Origin of the sequence: Bradyrhizobium sp. Arg237L (assembly GCF_029990105.1) — a bacterium.
Taxonomy (GTDB): Bacteria; Pseudomonadota; Alphaproteobacteria; order Rhizobiales; family Xanthobacteraceae; genus Bradyrhizobium.
Map to the genome: position 1 here is coordinate 30,559 of NZ_JAQMIL010000055.1, position 16,852 is coordinate 47,410.

The following is a 16,852-nucleotide window of genomic DNA, read 5'->3' on the forward strand; positions in this document are numbered from 1 at the left end:
TCTTAAGCAGCGGCACGTTTCGTGCGCTTCGTGCGCTTCGGCTTCATCCGGTGTTGGGTGAGTAGCTTCTCGAATGCGGCCTGATAGTCCTGAACGGCTGCCTCACACGGCGGCACGTCTGCGTCCGTTATTCCGTCAACTGCGTCGCTAACCCACTCGCTTACGATCGCGCGCCGTTCCGCCGCGCTGCGCTTCGCCAACTGCCTGCGCGTCGTTGCGTCGTTGCGCTCAACTGCATCGAGGTCGTCAAGCATTGAGTGCGAGAGTTTTTGCAGTCCCTCTTTGTCGTCCAACCCTTCGCGCGCTTCGAGGTCGGCGAGCGCGACACGGCGCTCAATCTCCCGTGCGATCAAGGTCTGGTCCTGGGCGCTCAGTCGTGAAATCGCTTCGAGGCAAGCCTTGAAGTCGAACAGTGATCGGCGGCTCGCTTGACGCAAGTTGGGTTTCGCGCCCCTGGGCATAAGCGACTGCACGACGGCAAGGCTTTGCGTCGGAAGCGCGTGCCGCAACACGTCGGCGATCAGTGCGCGGCCATCGGCGAGCACGGTGTAGGCTGTCCGCACGCTCACGCGAAGCGCATGAGAAAGCAGGTCCTCGACGTGATAGCGGCGAGCGCCAAGTGCTGTCAGGTCTGCGTCGACACTCGCGGTAATCAACGCTCGCTCGTCATAGGAGCGAACCTTGTGGAGCCGACGCAACGATGTCTGAACGCGGGCGAGCCGTTCGGAGGGCGCGCACTGTGCTAACAGGCGTTCGATGAATTGGCGGCGCTCCGCATGCTCCCGCAGGCGAAGGCGTTTAGCCTCGACAGCCCGTTCAGGGTTGTGCAATGACACGTCGCGATCGGCACCGCTGCGCAGCGCCGCGTCGTCAAGCCATTGCGGGTTCGCGTCGTCGCGGGTCTGTGTCACCCGCTTGCACGCTTTCATGATGTCGTCGACGCCTTCGCCGAGCGGCTGAGCGTTCGCGGCGAAGCCGCGCTTTTCGAAAAAGGCTGTCGCGGCATCGCGCGGTGCGCCCCCGTCGTCAATCTCGGTGACAGGGGTGTCGTCTTGGTGGATGGCAGGCATAGTGTGAGTCCCCCAACGGGGTTGGTTAGGTCTTTTCGGTGATGCGTGCGGCCAGGGTGAGCGCGATCTCGCTGACGGTCGGCCGCTCGGCGGAATAATCCATCAGCAACGCGAGCGGCATCGGGCAGTCGCGGCGGTCGGTGCCAAGGCCTTGCAGCCATGTCGTGAGCCGAACAGTTGCGCCGTTGCTCCAGATATGCGTGGGCAGCGGCAGCCCATCGGCGTGACGGCGCACAAGGCGCGAGAGCTTTTCGAGGTCGGATGTCATCAGGCCGCCTTCCCGTTCTGCGCCGCTTCAGCAAAGCGAGCTTCATCCATCGCTATGACGGCCTTGCGGGACCAAACGCGCTTGCCGCCGAACATCGTCGACGGCGGGATGTCGCCGCGCTTCTGAGCGTCGTAAATGAACGATCGCGATGCCGGCTTGCCGCCGCTCGCGTAGTGCGCCCGCAGGTCCGCCATGAACATGTTGTCGGAAATCATACGTCGTGCTCCGTCGTTGGCGCGCGGAAGCTCTCGGCCTTCCAGGCGCGCACCGATTAAAAGGGTTGTCGATTTTGGCTGTCTCTGCCCTGCCCGGAGCAGGAGCTTCTCTCCGGGATGCTCGCTGGCCCGGCCCTCACGGCAGCCCCTTGGCGGGGCACGGAGAAGCGTTCATAGGCCTACGCGAGATGACTGCCGGCATATCGGCTGAAGGGTAGTAACCCACGGCTCAAATCGAACCGTCAATTAAATCGCGCTTCGTTCGACGTCCGACATATTCATTCAACTCACTCGTTCGGCGAACGCGGCAGCGGTTACAGAATTATTTTTGAATTATGTACCGATCCGCATAAAAATATGAAGCGAACACCCCTCCCCCGGTAGGCGTTTTAATTGACAAAATTCGGCCATCCGGGGTTTGTGGGGCCACAGGGTCAATTGGAAAAGCCTCATGGCTCAAAGCAAAAAGCGCCCGGCCTTGCCGGGCTAGATCAATTTCGCCTTGCGAAAGAGAGCCTATGCCTGTTTTCTGTGGACCGGACCGCGAGCCGGTACCTCGAAAGGGCTTACCGGGGGACTCCGACCCCGCTAAACTTGACCCTGATCTAATCGCGTTCGTGGAAGCCCTCGCCCGTTACGCGGCACGCCGAGACCATGAGGCCGCACAGAGGAAGTGATGCTTCGCGCCGCCATCTATGCCCGCTTCAGTTCTGAGAATCAGAACGAGAAGTCGACCGAAGATCAGATAGCCCTATGCCAAGAGCTGTGCGAGCGCGAGGGCTTTAAGGTGGTCGCGGTCTTCCAGGATCGCGCCATCTCCGGTTCGTCGGCGGCCAATCGCCCCGGCTTTCAAAAGATGATGCGCGCCGCTGAGAGCAAGGGCTTTGACGTTCTTGTGGCGGAAGACATCGATCGCATCTCGCGCGATCAGGGCGATTGGCATGCCGCGCGCAAGCGCTTCGAGTTTCTCGGCATCTCCGTCCACACTGCAACGGGCAAAGTCACGAAGCTCGACGGCGCTCTACGCGCGCTCATGGGCGAAATGTTCATAGAGAACTTGGTGATCCACACACGTCGCGGCATGGAGGCCGTACTTCGCGACGGCAGGCGTGCAGGCGGGAAGGCGTACGGCTATCAGACCGTGCCCGGCAAGCCGGGCGAGCTTCGGATCGTTGACGAACAGGCCGAAGTTATCCGCCGCATCTTCAAAGAGTACATCGAAGGCCGCACCGTTCGCGACATCGCGGGACGCTTGAACAAAGACAAGATCGCACCGCCTAGCGGATTGCGTTGGAACGCCTCAACGATCCAAGGCAGCGCACAGCGGGGCAACGGCATACTGCAAAACGAAATCTACGTCGGGCAGATCGTCTGGAACAAAGTCGGCATGGTCAAAGACCCGACCACGGGCAAAAGACTGTCGCGTCCCAATCCAGCGTCGAAGCACAAGCGGGTTGCCGCTCCCCATCTTCGTATCGTCAGCGATGACACGTGGGCGGCTGTGCGCGCAAAGCGTCGGGCCATCGTCAAACCGACAATGCACCGCGTGCCGCGCTTGCTGAGTGGACTGCTCCGTTGCCCCGTGTGCGGTGGAGGGATGGGCTCTGTAGGCCTGCACCGTAGCGAGCCGCGCGTTCAGTGCTCGACATACCGCGAGAGCGGTTCGTGTCCGAACAGCCGCATGGTCAACCGCAACAAGATTGAAGCCGCTGTGCTCGACGGACTGCGGGAAGTGCTGAAGGACCCCGGATATTGGAAGCACTATCTGAAGGTCTACAACGATGAACGCCGTCTGCTCGCGAGCGGCGCGGCCAGAGACCGCGCGAAACTCGAACGCCGTGCCGGAGAGATTAAGCGCGAGACTGAACGTCTGGTCGACGCTATCGCCCAAGGTGCACGGACCGACGCGCTCATTCCCCGGCTGAACGCCTTAGAGACTGAGAGGCTGTCAGTCGAAGAGCAGCTCGCCGCTGCGGACGATAAGGGCAAGCCGGTCGCTATCCACCCGGCCGCGATCAAGAACTATATGGACGACGTTGCAGCTATGCGCAGCTCGCTCGACGACGCGGACGCAAGCGAGCGCCCCGAGCTGATCGCTCCGCTGCGGCGGCTGATCCATAGCGTCGTGGTGCACGCGCAACCAGGCGTCAAAGGTGCGTTCGACGTGGAGATTAAAGGGCGCTTGCAGGAACTCTTGGGCGCGCCGTTCGTGAAGCGTTCTGTGGGTGGGGGACCGTTGGTAGCGGGGGAGGGACTCGAACCCCCGACCCCAGGATTATGATTCCCGTGCTCTAACCAGCTGAGCTACCCCGCCACGGCGACGCCGTTGCGGCATGGAAATGCCGCGGCGCGAATGCGCGGCATATAAGGAGTGGGCGGACGGCCTGTCAAGCAAAGCAGGCTGTCGGCCAAGTCCCCTGCCAAGGTGCTGCGAAACGGGGGCTATTTGGGCCGGACGGAGGGATCGCCGCCGGGGCTGCCGGGTGGCGGGATCACCGGTGTATTGCCGCCGTCCGGGGCCGGCGCGTGCATTTCCGGGTCGACCCCCGCGGGCGGGCACAAGACGCCGTCGGAACGCGCGAGCTTGTCGCCGAGCGGCTCGGATCGCTGGCCGGTGGTGGTATCCGGCGTGGCGTTGGGGTTCGCCGGACGTTGCATCGGCGTACAATTCTCGCCGCGTGGCGGCTGGGGCGGCGCGGTCTGCGCCGGGGGTGTCGTCGGCGCAGGCGGGGCCTGTGCGACCACCGCACCCGACACCGCCATCAGCACACCGAAAAAGAGAAGTGACTGGTTCATCCGCATGCAAAGAAAACGGCGGGCGCGCGCGGAGGTTCCGCACCAGCCAAGAGCTCATTCACGATTTGCGGAAGCGGATCAGCGAAAAATGCCCCATCGGCGGCATCGGGCGCCGCTCGGCAAGGGTGACGCCGCCGTGTTTCCTGGCCCAGTTGGCGAGCCGCGCCCATGGAAATTCCGGCCGCCAGCCGAGCCTTCGGGCAAGCGGCGCAAATGCCAGTTCGAACAGGCGCCGCGGCCCGCTTTCGGCGCCGATGTGGTTGACCAGGATCAGCTCGCCGCCAGGCTTCAGCACGCGGATGAAATCATCCAGCGTCGCCTCGGGATCCGGCACCGCCGTGATGACATATTGCGCTACCACCGCGTCGAAGAATGAATCCGGGAACGCGAGGTTCTTGGCGTCCATCACCGCCAGCGTCTCGACATTGGTCAGGCCCAGCGCGCGCACGCGCTGCTGCGCCCGCCGCAGCATCGGCTCGGAAATATCAACACCGCAAAGTCTGGTGCTCCGCGAATAGTCCGCCAGCGACAGCCCGGTGCCGACGCCGACATCGAGCACACGGCCGCCGATCCGGTCGGCTTCCGCGATCGTCGATTGCCGGCCCTGATCGAACACCTTGCCGAACACGAAATCGTAGATCGGCGCCCAGCGCCCATAGGCCTTTTCGACCCCCTCGCGGTCGATATCCGCCGCCATCCCCCTGCCCCGAATTTATGTCAGCGCACGGCCTCGGCGAGAGGCCGCGCCATCGCAGCCACGTTCCTCGCGGCTGCGCTCTTGATGAATCCGCCGCCGAGCACACGCGCCTGGCCGGACGGCGTGTCGTAGAACACGCATGCCTGCCCGGGCGATACGCCCTCTTCACCGGCGACGAGCTCGACCTCGTAGCCCCGATCGGTCCCGCGCAGCCAGGCCGGCTGCGGCGCGCGCGTCGAGCGCACGCGCACGAATAGCTCGATGCCCTCGCCGATGACGCGATCGAGCGCGCCATCGCCGATCCAGTTGACGTCGCGCAAGAGAATGCGATCCATGCGCAGCGCCTCGCGCGGGCCGACGACGACACGGCGGCTCGCCGCATCGAGCCTCACGACATAGAGCGGCGCGCCGGTCGCGATCCCCAGCCCCTTGCGCTGGCCCACGGTGAAATGAACGATGCCCTGGTGCTGGCCGATCACCTTGCCGTCGAGATCGACGATGTCGCCGGGCGCAACCGCGTTCGGCTTCAGGCGGCTGATGATGTCGGTGTAGCGGCCGGTCGGCACGAAGCAGATGTCCTGGCTGTCCTGCTTGTCGGCGATCTCGAGACCGAAGCGGCGCGCGAGTTCGCGAACCTGCGGCTTGGTCATGTCGCCGAGCGGAAAGCGCAAATAGTCGAGCTGCTCGCGCGTGGTCGCGAACAGGAAATAGCTCTGGTCGCGATCGGCGTCGGCGGCACACACCATCGCCCGCGATCCGTCGGCGAGGCGCCGCGAGGCGACATAATGCCCGGTCGCGAGCACGGCGGCACCGAGCTCGCGCGCGGTCGCGAGCAGATCGCGAAACTTGATCGCGCGGTTGCACTCGATGCACGGCACCGGCGTCTCGCCGAGCGCGTAGCTGTCGGCGAAATTGTCGATCACCGATTCGCGGAAACGACTCTCGTAGTCGAGCACGTAATGCGGAATGCCGATCCGCTCGGCGACATTGCGGGCATCGTGGATATCGCGGCCGGCGCAGCAGGCGCCCTTGCGATGGGTCGCGGCGCCGTGGTCGTAAAGCTGCAGCGTGATCCCGACCACGTCGTAGCCTTCCGACTTCAAGAGCGCAGCCGTCACCGAAGAGTCGACGCCGCCGGACATGGCGACCACGACCCTCGTATCCTCGGGACGGCCTTCGAGATCGAGACTGTTGCGCATGAAAGAGGTCATCGATTTCTATCGCGAGCAGCCATTGCCCCCGCGACCAGCGTTAAGAAGCGGACTTTGCCCAGAAGGCTTTGGAGCATCGCCGAAAAAGGCTGATTTGCCTCGTCGGGGCGCAGGAAAAGCCACCCTTTAATATAGGCCGTATCGCCGCGAAGCAATCAACCGTGCTTGGAAGAGATATAGACGGCAAATCTTGCCGCCGGGCAAAAAGCGAACCGCAGCGCCATTGTTCCAAATCCGGCACCATCCTTGTAAGATATTGTAATATAAAGGTCTTTTTTCGCAGACTTGCTGGCCCGCTCCTTGCTGATGGGGAACTGAAGTTCCATCCCGAGGGTCGGTTGTGGTCAAGGTCGCGCAAGAAGCATTGGCAGGCATGTCGTTTCAGGCCAATTCGCCGAGGTCGGCGCGGCCCGATTCCGGCCCCGCGCCCGGAAATGACAGTTTTGCCGCGCTGGTCGACAGCAACACGGCGGCCCGCGACGATCGGCCCGACGACAGTTCCCGTCCTCCGCCGGCACCGGCGCGCCGGAACGATGATCCCGCTCCGGCGGCGGACACGAGGTCGCGCGATGACGGCGCCGGCCCTGACCGCCCTGAGCGAAACGATGTCGATGCGCGCAACGACGCCGGCTCCAGCGGCCGGGCCGACAAGCCCGATCACGCTGATTCGAAGTCCGACACGCCAAAATCCGATTCGGCAAAGTCGTCGAAACCGAAGGACGATGCCCCGGCCAAGGATGATGCCAAGGACGGTGATGAATCCAAGCAGGACGACGGCACCGCTGCAACCACGGTGATCGCCGCGACGGCTTCCGCAGTCGTCGCCAGCCCCGCCAATGCAGCGCCCCCAACACCGCCGGTCTCGGACCCGGCCACCGCTCCGCTCGCGACGGCAGCCGCGGCAATCGCGGCTGTGGCCTCGGTCGCCGGTACAGCTCCCGCAGCGGCCGATGCGGTCAAGGCCGATGCCCAGGCCGAAGCGCAGGCGGACGCCAAAGCCGTAGCCGTTTCCGATAGCGCGGAGGCAGTTGAAGGCACCGCGATCGGCATCGCGCTGTCTGCAGCCGCCCCTTCGCCGACACCGCAGACGAAGGCCACAACCCAGTCAAAGCCGACGCTGACCGCAAAGGACGCCATCCCCACGTCGAGCGCGCAAGACAACGCGACAGACTCCGCGCCGGCCGAAACACCGACTGGCATTGTCCCGGATATCGCCCCGCCAGAAGCGGCCGCCGGCAAGCAGAAAGCCGAGCACGCCTTTGTTGACGCGGTGAAGGCGGACGCCTCAGGCAATTCCGCGCGGACGCCGGCTGCGCACGCCGCAAGCCATGTGGAGTCGGGCGCCGCGAACCCCGCGCAAACGCTGGCCGCTGCATCCGACAACGCTGCGCAGGCGGCCGCCATGATCCAGCCGCAGATGCCATCCACGCCCACAACGCCGTCGGCCAATGCGCAACTGACCGTGACCGCGGCAACAACCCATGGCAACGCGGTGCCGGTCAGCGGCCTCGCGCTGGAGATCGCGGCCTCGGCCAAGAGCGGCAAGAGCCAATTCGAAATCCGGCTCGATCCACCCGAGCTCGGGCGCATCGATGTGCGCATCCATGTCGACAACCATGGCCAGGTGACGTCGCATCTGACCGTCGAGCGGCCGGAAACGCTGCAGATGTTGCGCCAGGACGCCAACCAACTGCAGCGCGCGCTGGACAATGCCGGCCTCTCGACCGGCAATAGCGGATTACAGTTCAGCCTGCGCGACCAGTCGTCGTCGGGGCAGAACGGCGGCAACCAATCCAATCCCAATGCACATCGCCTGATCGTCAGCGAAGAAGACAGCGTGCCGGCGACCGTCGCCGGCCGCAGCTATGGCCGCATGCTCGGCGCGAGCGGCGGCGTCGATATAAGGGTCTAGAAGGAGCGCACCATGGCAACTGACGTATCCATGCCGTCGCCGGTGGTATCGGCACCCGGGACCGGAACGGCCTCGGGCAACAACACGGCGTCAACCCAGACGAAGGGCATCGCCGACAACTTCCAGACCTTCCTGACGCTGCTGACGACGCAATTGCAGAATCAGAACCCGCTCGATCCGCTCGACACCAACCAGTTCACCGCGCAACTCGTGCAGTTCGCCGGCGTCGAGCAGCAACTCAAGATGAACGACCAGTTGAGCTCGATCGTCGCCCTGGAGAAGAGCGCGCAGTCGACGCAGGCGCTGATCTATGTCGGCAACACCGTTGCGGTCGACGGCAGCAAGGCGAATTTCAACGTCTCGGCGACCTGGAACATCAATGCGCCGAAGGAAACCAACGCCACCATCACGATCAGCGACTCGACCGGCCAGACCGCCTATTCCGGCAATTTTTCGCTGAAGACGGGCGGCTCCAGTTTCGTCTGGGATGGCAAGGGCAATGACGGCAGGCAATGGCCGCCAGGCAGCTACACGCTGACCGCGACGGGCAAGGACTCGTCCGGCAACAACGTCGCAATCTCGACCGAAGTCCAGGGCGTGGTCGATTCGGTCGACCTGACCGCCACGCCGCCGCTGCTCTCGATCGGTGGCCAGACCTATACAACCGACCAGATCAAGCGAGTGATCCGCCCGAGCACTGGTAACGGCGGCAATGACTCTGGTTCAGGGTCCGGCGATGGCTCCGGCTCCGATTCCGGCTCGACCTAGAGCTTCGGTTCTGATGGAATCAGAACCGAAGCTCTAGATTCTTTGTTTTGACGCGTTTTCTTCACGCGAACCGGTACCCACTTCGCTCGAAAACGCTCTAGCTGTGGTCTTTCAGGAGGTTGTCCATCTGGTCCGAACCGAGGAAGCTGAGGTTGCGAAGCTTCAGTGTTCCCCGGAGCGACCAGATGAACAGCCACAAGAATGCGCGTTTGACGCCCAAAGGTCGAGAGGCGATGGTACGCAGCGTGGTGGAGGGTGGGCCAGGCCGACGCGGCCTACCAGTTCAACACGACACCGAAGACGGTCGCCAAATGGGTCGAGCGGTTCCGCGCCGAAGGTGTGAATGGGTTGCGCGACCGTTCCTCAAGGCCCCTTTCATTGCCAGGCCAAACAGCGCCCGCCACATGCACGATGATCGAGGCGTTGCGCCGGCAGCGCCACACCGGCAAGCAGATCGCCGCCGAGGTCGGTGTCTCGGCGGCGACCGTCAGCCGCGTCCTGCGGCGGCTGGGATTGAACCGGATGCGCGACCTGGCGCCGGCCGAGCCGGCCCGGCGCTATGAACGCGCCGCGCCCGGCGAAATGATCCACCTCGATATCAAGAAGCTCGGCCGTTTCGCGCATGTCGGCCACCGCATCACCGGCGATCGCACCGGCCAGAGCAACCGCCGCGGCGTCGGCTGGGAGTTCGTCCACGTCTGCATCGACGACCACTCCCGCATCGCCTTCTCCGAGATCAAGCCCGACGAGACGGCCGACAGCGCCGTTCCCTTTCTCAAGGCGGCGGTGGCTTATTACAAAAGCCTCGGCGTCACCGTCACCCGCGTCATGACCGACAACGGCAGCTGCTACAAGGCCTTCGCCTTTCGCGATGCGTGCCGGGACCTCGGCCTCAAGCACATCCGCACCAAGCCCTACACGCCCAAAACCAACGGCAAGGCCGAGCGCTTCATCCAGACCGCGCTCCGCGAATGGGCTTATGCCCAAGCCTATCCCACCTCCGACCGTCGTGCCGACGAGCTTCCGATCTGGCTGCACCAATACAACTGGCATCGGCCTCACGGCGGGATAAAATCTCAAACACCGATCAGCAGACTCGGTCTCACCGAGGACAACCTCTTGAGGCTCCACAGCTAGAGCGTGATGACTTTTCTTCGAATCGTCATCCCGCTCTAGCTCTTTGTTTGAGCATGATCTTTTTCGGAAAACCGGTCTCCACTTTTCCGGATCATGCCCTAGTCCGCCGCGATGGCGGCGATGAAAAGCGCGCAGGCCGCCGTGGAGGCCACCGTCCGCACGTGATTCCAGAATGTCCATTCCTTGAGATACCGCGCCCATATCGAAGCTGCCTCAGTGCTAGCCGGATCGGCCGCGGCCAGCGCATTGTTGAGCGGCACGTTGAAGATCATCGTCACGACGAACATGCCGACGACGTAGAGCACCCCGCCGGCGAGCATCGCCGCCGCGCCGGGCTCGCCCAGGCGGAAGACCGCAAGGGCGGCGAGGATCGCGCTCACCAGCGTCGTGCCGAGGAAGAGCGGCATGAACGGCGAGCGGACGATGTCGACATTGATCGCATTCATGGCCGCAATGCCGGATGCCCGCTCGATGCGGCCGAGTGCCCTCATCACGAAGGTCGAGAACGCAAAATAGAGCCCGGCAAGCAGGCCACAGCCGATCGCCGCGAACCAGAGCAGGATCGGCACTACAATCTCGCCCACGGGCGACCTCGCTTCCGCTGGGTTGTGATTCGGCCCCCACCAAGCGCCCGTCGGCTCCGGCCTGGCCGCTTTTCCCACACTGGCACAGGTGCCGGGACGGAGCCACCTTACCGGCATTTCCAACGCGATTCGTATTGCAGGATTGTGCTTAGGCAAATTTTAAGCCGACACGCGTAGGTTGGCAGAGTGAGTTCAGTGGTCGAGAGTTTGTGAGTACGCCATGACAGAACCCCATCGCCCGAGGGTGAAATACGTCATCGGGCCTGACGGCAGTCCGCTAACCATTGCCGACTTGCCCGCGCCCGGTACAAAACGGTGGGTCATTCGCCGGAAGGCTGAAGTTGTTGCCGCAGTGCGCGGCGGTCTGCTCTCCCTGGAGGAAGCTTGCAGCCGCTACACGCTGACGGTCGACGAATTCCTTTCCTGGCAATTTTCCATCGATCAGCACGGCTTGGCCGGGCTGCGCACCACCCGGATCCAGCAATATCGACAGTAAGCCCTCGAAACCAATCGAATTTGATGAAAACCGGCCTCGCTTTGCGAAGCCGGTTTTTTTCATGTCCTACTTTCTGCCGCGGTTCTTAACCGTCGTTAACCGGATGGAAACCATACCCTAGGCAATAATTGCCCAGTCGGACCCTCCGAGGGCCGAATCCCCTGGGGGCGGTTGGTGCAAAGTCTGGTTGCTTTCCTGAAGGGCCTGGGCGCGGCCCGGTTGGCGGCGATGGTGGCGGTCACCGCCGCGCTCATCGGCTTCTTCGCCTTCGTCATCTTGCGCGTCACCACGCCGCAACTGACGACCCTGTTCACCGATTTGAGCGTCGAGGACTCCTCCGCGATCGTCAAGGAGCTCGAGCGGCAGGCGATCCCGTTCGAGCTGCGCAATGACGGCACCGTCATCATGGTGCCAAAGGACAAGGTCACGCGCCTGCGCATGAAGCTCGCCGAGGGCGGCATGCCCAAGGGCGGCGGCGTCGGCTACGAGATATTCGACAAGTCGGACGCGCTCGGCACCACGAGCTTCGTTCAGAACATCAACCATCTGCGCGCCCTGGAAGGCGAGCTCGCCCGCACCATCCGCGCCATCGACCGCATCCAGGCCGCCCGCGTGCACCTGGTGCTGCCGGAGCGGCCGCTGTTCTCGCGCGAGACGCCCGAGCCGTCCGCTTCCATCGTGGTGCGGGTGCGCGGCACCCTCGAACCGCAGCAGATCCGCGCCATCCGCCACGTGGTCGCCTCCGCCGTCAACGGGCTGAAGCCGCAGCGGGTCTCGATCGTCGACGAGGCCGGCCAATTGCTCGCCGACGGCGCCACCAGCGATGCCGACAACGCCGTCGGCGACGAGCGCCGCGCCGCCTTCGAGAAGCGGATGCGCAAGCAGGTCGAGGACATCGTGTCCTCCGTGGTCGGCCAGGGCCGCGCCCGCGTCCAGCTCTCCGCCGATTTCGACTACAACAAGATCACCCAGACCTCCGACAAGTTCGACCCCGAAGGGCGCGTGCTGCGCTCGAGCCAGACCCGGGAGGAATCCAGCCTCTCCGCCGACAATAGCGGCCAGGTCACGGTCAACAACGAGCTGCCCGGCAACCAGAACCAGGACAATGCCACGCGCGCCCGCGACCAGAGCAAGAAGAGCGAGGAGACCAACAATTACGAGATCTCCCGCACCACCAAGACCGAGGTGACCGAAGCCGGCCGCGTCAACCGCATCTCGGTCGCCGTCCTCGTCGACGGCAGCTACGCCAAGAACGAAAAGGGCGAGATGGTCTACCAGGACCGTCCCAAGGAGCAGCTCGACCGCATCGCCGCCCTGGTGCGCTCGGCGATCGGTTTCGACCAGAAGCGCGGCGATCAGGTCGAGGTCGTCAACCTGCGCTTTGCCGAGGGCCCCTCGGTCGCCCCGCTCAACGAGCCCACCGGCCTCCTCGGCATGCTGCAGTTCACCAAGGACGACGTGATGTATGTGATCGAGCTCGGCGTGATGATGCTGCTTGGCCTGGTCGTGCTGTTCATGGTGATCCGCCCGCTCGTGAAGCGCATCCTGGCCAACGAGGTCGTACCCGGCCGCGCCGAGGCCTCGGTGCCCGCGCTGGCCGACGCCAGCGCGCAGGCCGGCAGCGAAGGCGGACAGGGTCAGGCGCTCCTGACCGGCGGCGGCGCCGCGCACATGATCGACGTCGCCCAGATCCAGGGCCAGGTCCATGCCCAGGCCGTGAACCGCGTGGGCGAACTGGCCGAACGCAATCCGAACGAAACCGTCTCCATTGTTCGCCAATGGCTGACCGAGCCTGCGGAGACCTGAGATGGCCAGCGTCCCGCAAACCGCAAACGCCAACGACATCACAAGCGTCATCTCGACGCTGTCGAGCCGCCAGGGCGACCGTCCGAAGAGCAAGCCGATCTCCGGCCCGAAGCGCGCGGCGATCCTGATGCTGGCGCTCGGCGAAAAATACGGCGGCAAGGTTTGGTCGCTGCTCGACGACGACGAGGTGCGCGAATTGTCGATGGCGATGTCAACGCTGGGCACCGTGGAAGCCGACGTGGTCGAGGACCTTTTGCTCGAATTCGTCTCGCGGATGTCGGCCTCGGGCGCACTGATGGGCAATTTCGACGCTACCGAGCGGCTCTTACAGCAATATCTGCCGGCCGACCGCGTCTCCGGCATCATGGACGAGATCCGCGGGCCAGCGGGCCGCAACATGTGGGAGAAGCTCTCCAACGTCCAGGAAGAGGTGCTCGCCAATTACCTCAAGAATGAATATCCGCAGACCATCGCCGTGGTACTGTCGAAGCTGAAGTCCGAGCACGCCGCGCGCGTGCTGGCGATCCTGCCCGAGGACATCGCGCTCGATGTCGTCGGCCGCATGCTGCGGATGGAGGCGGTGCAGAAGGAAGTGATCGAGCGCGTCGAGCAGACGCTGCGCACCGAGTTCATGTCGAATCTGTCACAGACCCGCCGCCGCGACGCCCACGAGGTGATGGCCGAGATCTTCAACAATTTCGACCGCCAGACCGAAACGCGCTTCATCACCTCGCTGGAAGAGGAAAACCGCGAATCCGCCGAACGCATCAAGGCGCTGATGTTCACCTTCGACGACCTGGTCAAGCTCGATTCCGGCTCGGCCCAGACGTTGATGCGCCATGTCGACAAGGAGAAGCTCGGCATCGCGCTGAAGAGCGCCAATGAGGAGGTCCGCAACTTCTTCCTGGGCAACATGTCCTCGCGCGCCGGCAAGATGCTGATGGATGACATGGCGGCGATGGGACCGGTGCGCCTGCGCGACGTCGACGAGGCGCAGGCGCTGCTCGTCAATCTCGCCAAGGATCTCGCCGCCAAGGGCGAGATCATGCTGACCAAGAATCGTGCCGACGACGAACTGGTGTACTGATGGCCGCGCCCGCAAAATTCCTGTTCGATACCGACTTCTCGGCGCCCGCCAAGTCGCGCGAGCGTGCCGCAACCGCCGCCGAGATCGCCCAGAAGGTCGCGGAAGCCGAGGCGCGCGCCTATCGCAACGGCTACGATGCCGCCCAGCGCGAGGCGAAGGTGGAGAGCGACCGCCGCGCCGCGCTCGCGCTGGAAGAGATCGCGCTCGCGATCAAGAACATCGCGTCACGCTTTTCCGGCATCGAAGCGCGGATGGAGACCGAAGCCGTCGACGTCGCGGTCTCGGTCGCGCGCAAATTGTGCGGCGAAATGATCGCGCGCGAACCGCTTGGCGAGATCACGGCGCTGGTCTCCGACTGCTTCTCGCATCTGGTCTCGACCCCTCACATCGTCGTCCGCATCAATGATGCGCTCTACGAGGGCGCGCGCGAAAAGATCGAGCGGCTGGCCACACAGAGCGGATTTCAGGGCCGCCTCGTGATCCTGGCCGAGCCGACAATCGCGACCGGCGACTGCAGGATCGAATGGGCCGACGGCGGCATCGTGCTGGAACGCGCGACGATCGAAGCCAAGATCAACGAACTTGTCGGACGCTACATGGCGTCCCGTGACCAACGGCCATGAGGATTGAGCCAAAGGATCGACGATGAGTGACACCGACACACATGTCCCGCTCCCCGACCTCAACTCGGCGGACGCGCCAAGGGACGACGATGTGGGCTATAACGAGGACGAACACGCTTCGCGCATCGCCTCCGACCTGGAAGCCGTCTTCGACGTGCCGGTGCAGGTCTCGGCCGTGCTCGGCCGCTCCAAGATGGATGTCGGCCAGCTCCTGAAGCTCGGCCCTGGCACCGTGCTCGAACTCGACCGCCGGGTCGGCGAAGCCATCGACATCTACGTCAACAACCGCCTGGTGGCGCGCGGCGAAGTGGTACTGGTCGAAGACAAGCTCGGCGTGACCATGACCGAAATCATCAAGACAGAGCGTAGCTAGAGCATGATCCGGAAAAGTGGACACCGGTTTTCCGAAGAGATCATGCTCAAGTAGTCACTTTTAACGGATGCGCGCGCGACGGACGCGCGGGAGACAGGAGACACTCATGCGGCTTCTCATCGTCGGCACCCTGAGGGGGCAGCTCACGACCGCCACCAAGATCGCGATGGACAACGGCGCCTCCGTGACGCACGCGGAAGGCAACGAGCAGGCGATGGCGGTGTTGCGCAGCGGCAAGGGCGCCGACCTGCTGCTGGTCGATGTCGCCCTCGACATCCGCGACCTTGTGATGCGATTGGAAGCCGAGCACATCCACGTGCCGATCGTCGCCTGCGGCATCTCCAACGATGCCCGCGCCGCGGTGGCGGCGATCCGCGCCGGCGCCAAGGAATACATCCCGCTGCCGCCCGAGCCGGAGCTGATCGCCGCCGTGCTCGCCGCGGTCGCAAATGACTCCCGCGACCTCGTCTACCGCGACGAGGCGATGGGCAAGGTGATCAAGCTGGCGCAGCAGATCGCGGGCTCGGACGCCTCCGTGATGATCACCGGCGAATCCGGTACCGGCAAGGAGGTGCTGGCGCGCTACGTGCATTCCCGCTCGGCACGCGCCAAGCGTCCCTTCATCTCGATCAATTGCGCGGCGATCCCCGAGCATCTCCTGGAATCCGAACTGTTCGGCCACGAGAAGGGCGCGTTCACCGGCGCAATCGCTCGCCGCATCGGCAAGTTCGAGGAAGCGACCGGCGGCACGCTGTTGCTCGATGAAATCTCGGAAATGGACGTGCGGCTGCAGTCGAAATTGCTGCGCGCGATCCAGGAGCGCGTGATCGACCGCGTCGGCGGCACCAAGCCGGTGCCGGTCGACATCCGCATCATCGCGACCTCGAACCGCAATCTCGCGGACGCCGTGCGCGCCGGCACCTTCCGCGAGGACCTCTTGTTCCGCCTCAATGTCGTCAACCTGAAGATCCCGCCGCTGCGCGACCGGCCGGCCGACATCCTCGAACTGGCGCAGCATTTCGCGAAGAAATACGCCGAGGCCAACGGCGTGCCGGCGCGGCCGCTGTCGGCCGAGGCACGGCGGGTGCTGACCACGAACCGCTGGCCGGGCAATGTCCGCGAGCTCGAAAACACCATCCACCGCTCCGTGCTGATGGCGCAGGGCGACGAGATCGGCCCCGAGGCCATCCTGACCCCTGACGGCGACCGCCTCGACCTCGCCAAAACAGCGCCGGCGGTCGCTCACGCCACCCTCGCCGCCGAGCAGGTGACGCGCGCGCTGGTCGGCCGCACGGTCGCTGACGTCGAGCGCGACCTGATCCTGGAGACGCTGAAGCACTGCCTCGGCAACCGCACCCATGCCGCCAACATCCTCGGCATCTCGATCCGCACGCTGCGCAACAAGCTCAACGAATATGCCGATGGCGGCCTGCCGATCCCGCCGGCTGGATCTGGCACCCCCGACTACCAGCGATTGGCGACGACGGGGTAGTCGTCATCACCGTCATTGCGAGCGAAGCGAAGCAATCCATCGTGCCACACGCGGAGACATGGATTGCTTCGCTGCGCTCGCAATGACGGCGTGATGCGACTGCGTTCGCATCGCAATGACGCCTGGAGCTACGAATAACTCGGCGCGTCGGGCTTTCGGAAAATGTGAATGGGGTCGCCGGGCGTAAAGTCACGCCCGGTGAAGGCGACATAGGCATAGAGCGCGAGATAGGCGATCGCGAGCGCACCGATGCCGTAGAAGACCCAGGTTGCAAGACGTTTCATCAAGCCCATGACGCGCTTCGTTCCTTCCGGCAA

19 protein-coding genes, 1 tRNA gene and 1 pseudogene are annotated in these 16,852 nt (G+C 64.2%); 9 read left to right on the top strand and 12 right to left on the bottom strand.

The features are described from left to right. Window positions 1-2: 2 nt before the first annotated feature. From OZ411_RS28760 to OZ411_RS28805, 10 genes are all read right to left on the bottom strand, one after another. Complete coding sequence (locus tag OZ411_RS28760; RefSeq protein ID WP_282530675.1) at window positions 3-1,070, bottom strand: hypothetical protein; 1,068 nt, start codon at window positions 1,068-1,070, stop codon at window positions 3-5. 25 nt (window positions 1,071-1,095) lie between these two features. After that, a complete protein-coding gene (locus OZ411_RS28765; protein ID WP_282530676.1) occupies window positions 1,096-1,338 on the bottom strand; it encodes a hypothetical protein in 243 nt (80 codons plus the stop codon). Then, complete coding sequence (locus OZ411_RS28770; RefSeq protein WP_282530677.1) at window positions 1,338-1,538, bottom strand: hypothetical protein; 201 nt, start codon at window positions 1,536-1,538, stop codon at window positions 1,338-1,340. Before OZ411_RS28770 ends, OZ411_RS28765 begins: the two co-directional genes overlap by 1 nt. A 766-nt stretch (window positions 1,539-2,304) precedes the next feature. Continuing rightward, window positions 2,305-2,496: a hypothetical protein gene (locus OZ411_RS28775; RefSeq protein ID WP_282530678.1), complete on the bottom strand. Its 192-nt coding sequence runs from the start codon at window positions 2,494-2,496 to the stop codon at window positions 2,305-2,307. Between the two features lie 357 nt (window positions 2,497-2,853). Further along, entirely contained in the window at window positions 2,854-3,444 is a 591-nt protein-coding gene (locus OZ411_RS28780; protein ID WP_282530679.1) for a hypothetical protein, read from the bottom strand. A gap of 346 nt (window positions 3,445-3,790) precedes the next feature. Beyond that, window positions 3,791-3,867, bottom strand: a tRNA-Met gene (locus OZ411_RS28785). 128 nt (window positions 3,868-3,995) lie between these two features. Then, entirely contained in the window at window positions 3,996-4,355 is a 360-nt protein-coding gene (locus tag OZ411_RS28790; protein WP_282530680.1) for a hypothetical protein, read from the bottom strand. A gap of 52 nt (window positions 4,356-4,407) precedes the next feature. Continuing rightward, window positions 4,408-5,046: a class I SAM-dependent methyltransferase gene (locus tag OZ411_RS28795; RefSeq protein ID WP_130580310.1), complete on the bottom strand. Its 639-nt coding sequence runs from the start codon at window positions 5,044-5,046 to the stop codon at window positions 4,408-4,410. A gap of 20 nt (window positions 5,047-5,066) precedes the next feature. After that, on the bottom strand, window positions 5,067-6,245 hold the full coding sequence (mnmA, locus tag OZ411_RS28800; protein ID WP_282530702.1) for a tRNA 2-thiouridine(34) synthase MnmA: 1,179 nt from the start codon (window positions 6,243-6,245) through the stop codon (window positions 5,067-5,069). 167 nt (window positions 6,246-6,412) lie between these two features. Further along, entirely contained in the window at window positions 6,413-6,583 is a 171-nt protein-coding gene (locus tag OZ411_RS28805; RefSeq protein WP_282530681.1) for a hypothetical protein, read from the bottom strand. A gap of 47 nt (window positions 6,584-6,630) precedes the next feature. Between OZ411_RS28805 and OZ411_RS28810 the strand changes: the two genes are divergently transcribed. The 3 genes and pseudogenes from OZ411_RS28810 (at window position 6,631) to OZ411_RS28820 (ending at window position 10,074) form a co-directional block, all read left to right on the top strand. Further along, a complete protein-coding gene (locus OZ411_RS28810; RefSeq protein WP_282530682.1) occupies window positions 6,631-8,169 on the top strand; it encodes a flagellar hook-length control protein FliK in 1,539 nt (512 codons plus the stop codon). Between the two features lie 12 nt (window positions 8,170-8,181). Further along, window positions 8,182-8,937 (top strand): flagellar hook capping FlgD N-terminal domain-containing protein, encoded by a 756-nt coding sequence (locus tag OZ411_RS28815; protein WP_130580308.1) that lies wholly within the window; start codon window positions 8,182-8,184, stop codon window positions 8,935-8,937. A gap of 185 nt (window positions 8,938-9,122) precedes the next feature. Then, window positions 9,123-10,074, top strand: a pseudogene (locus OZ411_RS28820) (IS481 family transposase). 98 nt (window positions 10,075-10,172) lie between these two features. Here the strand turns inward: OZ411_RS28820 and OZ411_RS28825 are convergent. Next, entirely contained in the window at window positions 10,173-10,658 is a 486-nt protein-coding gene (locus OZ411_RS28825; protein WP_207234708.1) for an anthrone oxygenase family protein, read from the bottom strand. A gap of 220 nt (window positions 10,659-10,878) precedes the next feature. On the opposite strand from OZ411_RS28825, the gene OZ411_RS28830 reads away from it, so the two are divergent. The 6 genes from OZ411_RS28830 to OZ411_RS28855 all read left to right on the top strand — a co-directional run bounded on the left by OZ411_RS28830 (window position 10,879) and on the right by OZ411_RS28855 (window position 16,535). Continuing rightward, window positions 10,879-11,154: a DUF1153 domain-containing protein gene (locus tag OZ411_RS28830; protein WP_002714638.1), complete on the top strand. Its 276-nt coding sequence runs from the start codon at window positions 10,879-10,881 to the stop codon at window positions 11,152-11,154. 174 nt (window positions 11,155-11,328) lie between these two features. Further along, window positions 11,329-12,960: a flagellar basal-body MS-ring/collar protein FliF gene (gene fliF, locus OZ411_RS28835; protein ID WP_282530683.1), complete on the top strand. Its 1,632-nt coding sequence runs from the start codon at window positions 11,329-11,331 to the stop codon at window positions 12,958-12,960. Between the two features lies 1 nt (window position 12,961). Then, entirely contained in the window at window positions 12,962-14,047 is a 1,086-nt protein-coding gene (fliG, locus tag OZ411_RS28840) for a flagellar motor switch protein FliG (RefSeq protein ID WP_028165359.1), read from the top strand. Further along, window positions 14,047-14,670, top strand: coding sequence for a FliH/SctL family protein (locus OZ411_RS28845; protein WP_282530684.1), 624 nt, complete (start codon window positions 14,047-14,049; stop codon window positions 14,668-14,670). The genes fliG and OZ411_RS28845 overlap by 1 nt, the downstream gene beginning before the upstream one ends. 22 nt (window positions 14,671-14,692) lie before the next feature. Next, window positions 14,693-15,043 carry a flagellar motor switch protein FliN gene (gene fliN, locus OZ411_RS28850; protein ID WP_282530685.1) on the top strand — a complete coding sequence of 117 codons (351 nt, stop codon included), beginning with the start codon at window positions 14,693-14,695 and terminating at the stop codon, window positions 15,041-15,043. A 106-nt stretch (window positions 15,044-15,149) separates the two neighbouring features. Beyond that, window positions 15,150-16,535, top strand: coding sequence for a sigma-54 dependent transcriptional regulator (locus OZ411_RS28855; RefSeq protein ID WP_282530686.1), 1,386 nt, complete (start codon window positions 15,150-15,152; stop codon window positions 16,533-16,535). A 128-nt stretch (window positions 16,536-16,663) separates the two neighbouring features. Here the strand turns inward: OZ411_RS28855 and OZ411_RS28860 are convergent, their stop codons facing one another. Then, window positions 16,664-16,828, bottom strand: a complete 165-nt coding sequence (locus OZ411_RS28860; protein ID WP_165421318.1) for a hypothetical protein — start codon at window positions 16,826-16,828, stop codon at window positions 16,664-16,666. Window positions 16,829-16,852 lie beyond the last annotated feature (24 nt).

Bases quoted from the DNA above. Each gene is read 5' to 3' on its own strand.
- OZ411_RS28845 (WP_282530684.1), top strand. From the start codon at position 14,047: ATGGCCGCGCCCGCAAAATTCCTGTTCGATACCGACTTCTCGGCGCCC.
- mnmA (WP_282530702.1), bottom strand. From the start codon at position 6,245: ATGCGCAACAGTCTCGATCTCGAAGGCCGTCCCGAGGATACGAGGGTC.
- OZ411_RS28810 (WP_282530682.1), top strand. From the start codon at position 6,631: ATGTCGTTTCAGGCCAATTCGCCGAGGTCGGCGCGGCCCGATTCCGGC.
- OZ411_RS28830 (WP_002714638.1), top strand. From the start codon at position 10,879: ATGACAGAACCCCATCGCCCGAGGGTGAAATACGTCATCGGGCCTGAC.
- OZ411_RS28855 (WP_282530686.1), top strand. From the start codon at position 15,150: ATGCGGCTTCTCATCGTCGGCACCCTGAGGGGGCAGCTCACGACCGCC.
- OZ411_RS28770 (WP_282530677.1), bottom strand. From the start codon at position 1,538: ATGTTCATGGCGGACCTGCGGGCGCACTACGCGAGCGGCGGCAAGCCG.
- OZ411_RS28775 (WP_282530678.1), bottom strand. From the start codon at position 2,496: ATGCCAATCGCCCTGATCGCGCGAGATGCGATCGATGTCTTCCGCCAC.
- OZ411_RS28860 (WP_165421318.1), bottom strand. From the start codon at position 16,828: ATGGGCTTGATGAAACGTCTTGCAACCTGGGTCTTCTACGGCATCGGT.
- OZ411_RS28805 (WP_282530681.1), bottom strand. From the start codon at position 6,583: ATGGAACTTCAGTTCCCCATCAGCAAGGAGCGGGCCAGCAAGTCTGCG.
- OZ411_RS28790 (WP_282530680.1), bottom strand. From the start codon at position 4,355: ATGCGGATGAACCAGTCACTTCTCTTTTTCGGTGTGCTGATGGCGGTG.
- fliG (WP_028165359.1), top strand. From the start codon at position 12,962: ATGGCCAGCGTCCCGCAAACCGCAAACGCCAACGACATCACAAGCGTC.
- OZ411_RS28760 (WP_282530675.1), bottom strand. From the start codon at position 1,070: ATGCCTGCCATCCACCAAGACGACACCCCTGTCACCGAGATTGACGAC.
- OZ411_RS28765 (WP_282530676.1), bottom strand. From the start codon at position 1,338: ATGACATCCGACCTCGAAAAGCTCTCGCGCCTTGTGCGCCGTCACGCC.
- fliN (WP_282530685.1), top strand. From the start codon at position 14,693: ATGAGTGACACCGACACACATGTCCCGCTCCCCGACCTCAACTCGGCG.
- OZ411_RS28795 (WP_130580310.1), bottom strand. From the start codon at position 5,046: ATGGCGGCGGATATCGACCGCGAGGGGGTCGAAAAGGCCTATGGGCGC.
- OZ411_RS28815 (WP_130580308.1), top strand. From the start codon at position 8,182: ATGGCAACTGACGTATCCATGCCGTCGCCGGTGGTATCGGCACCCGGG.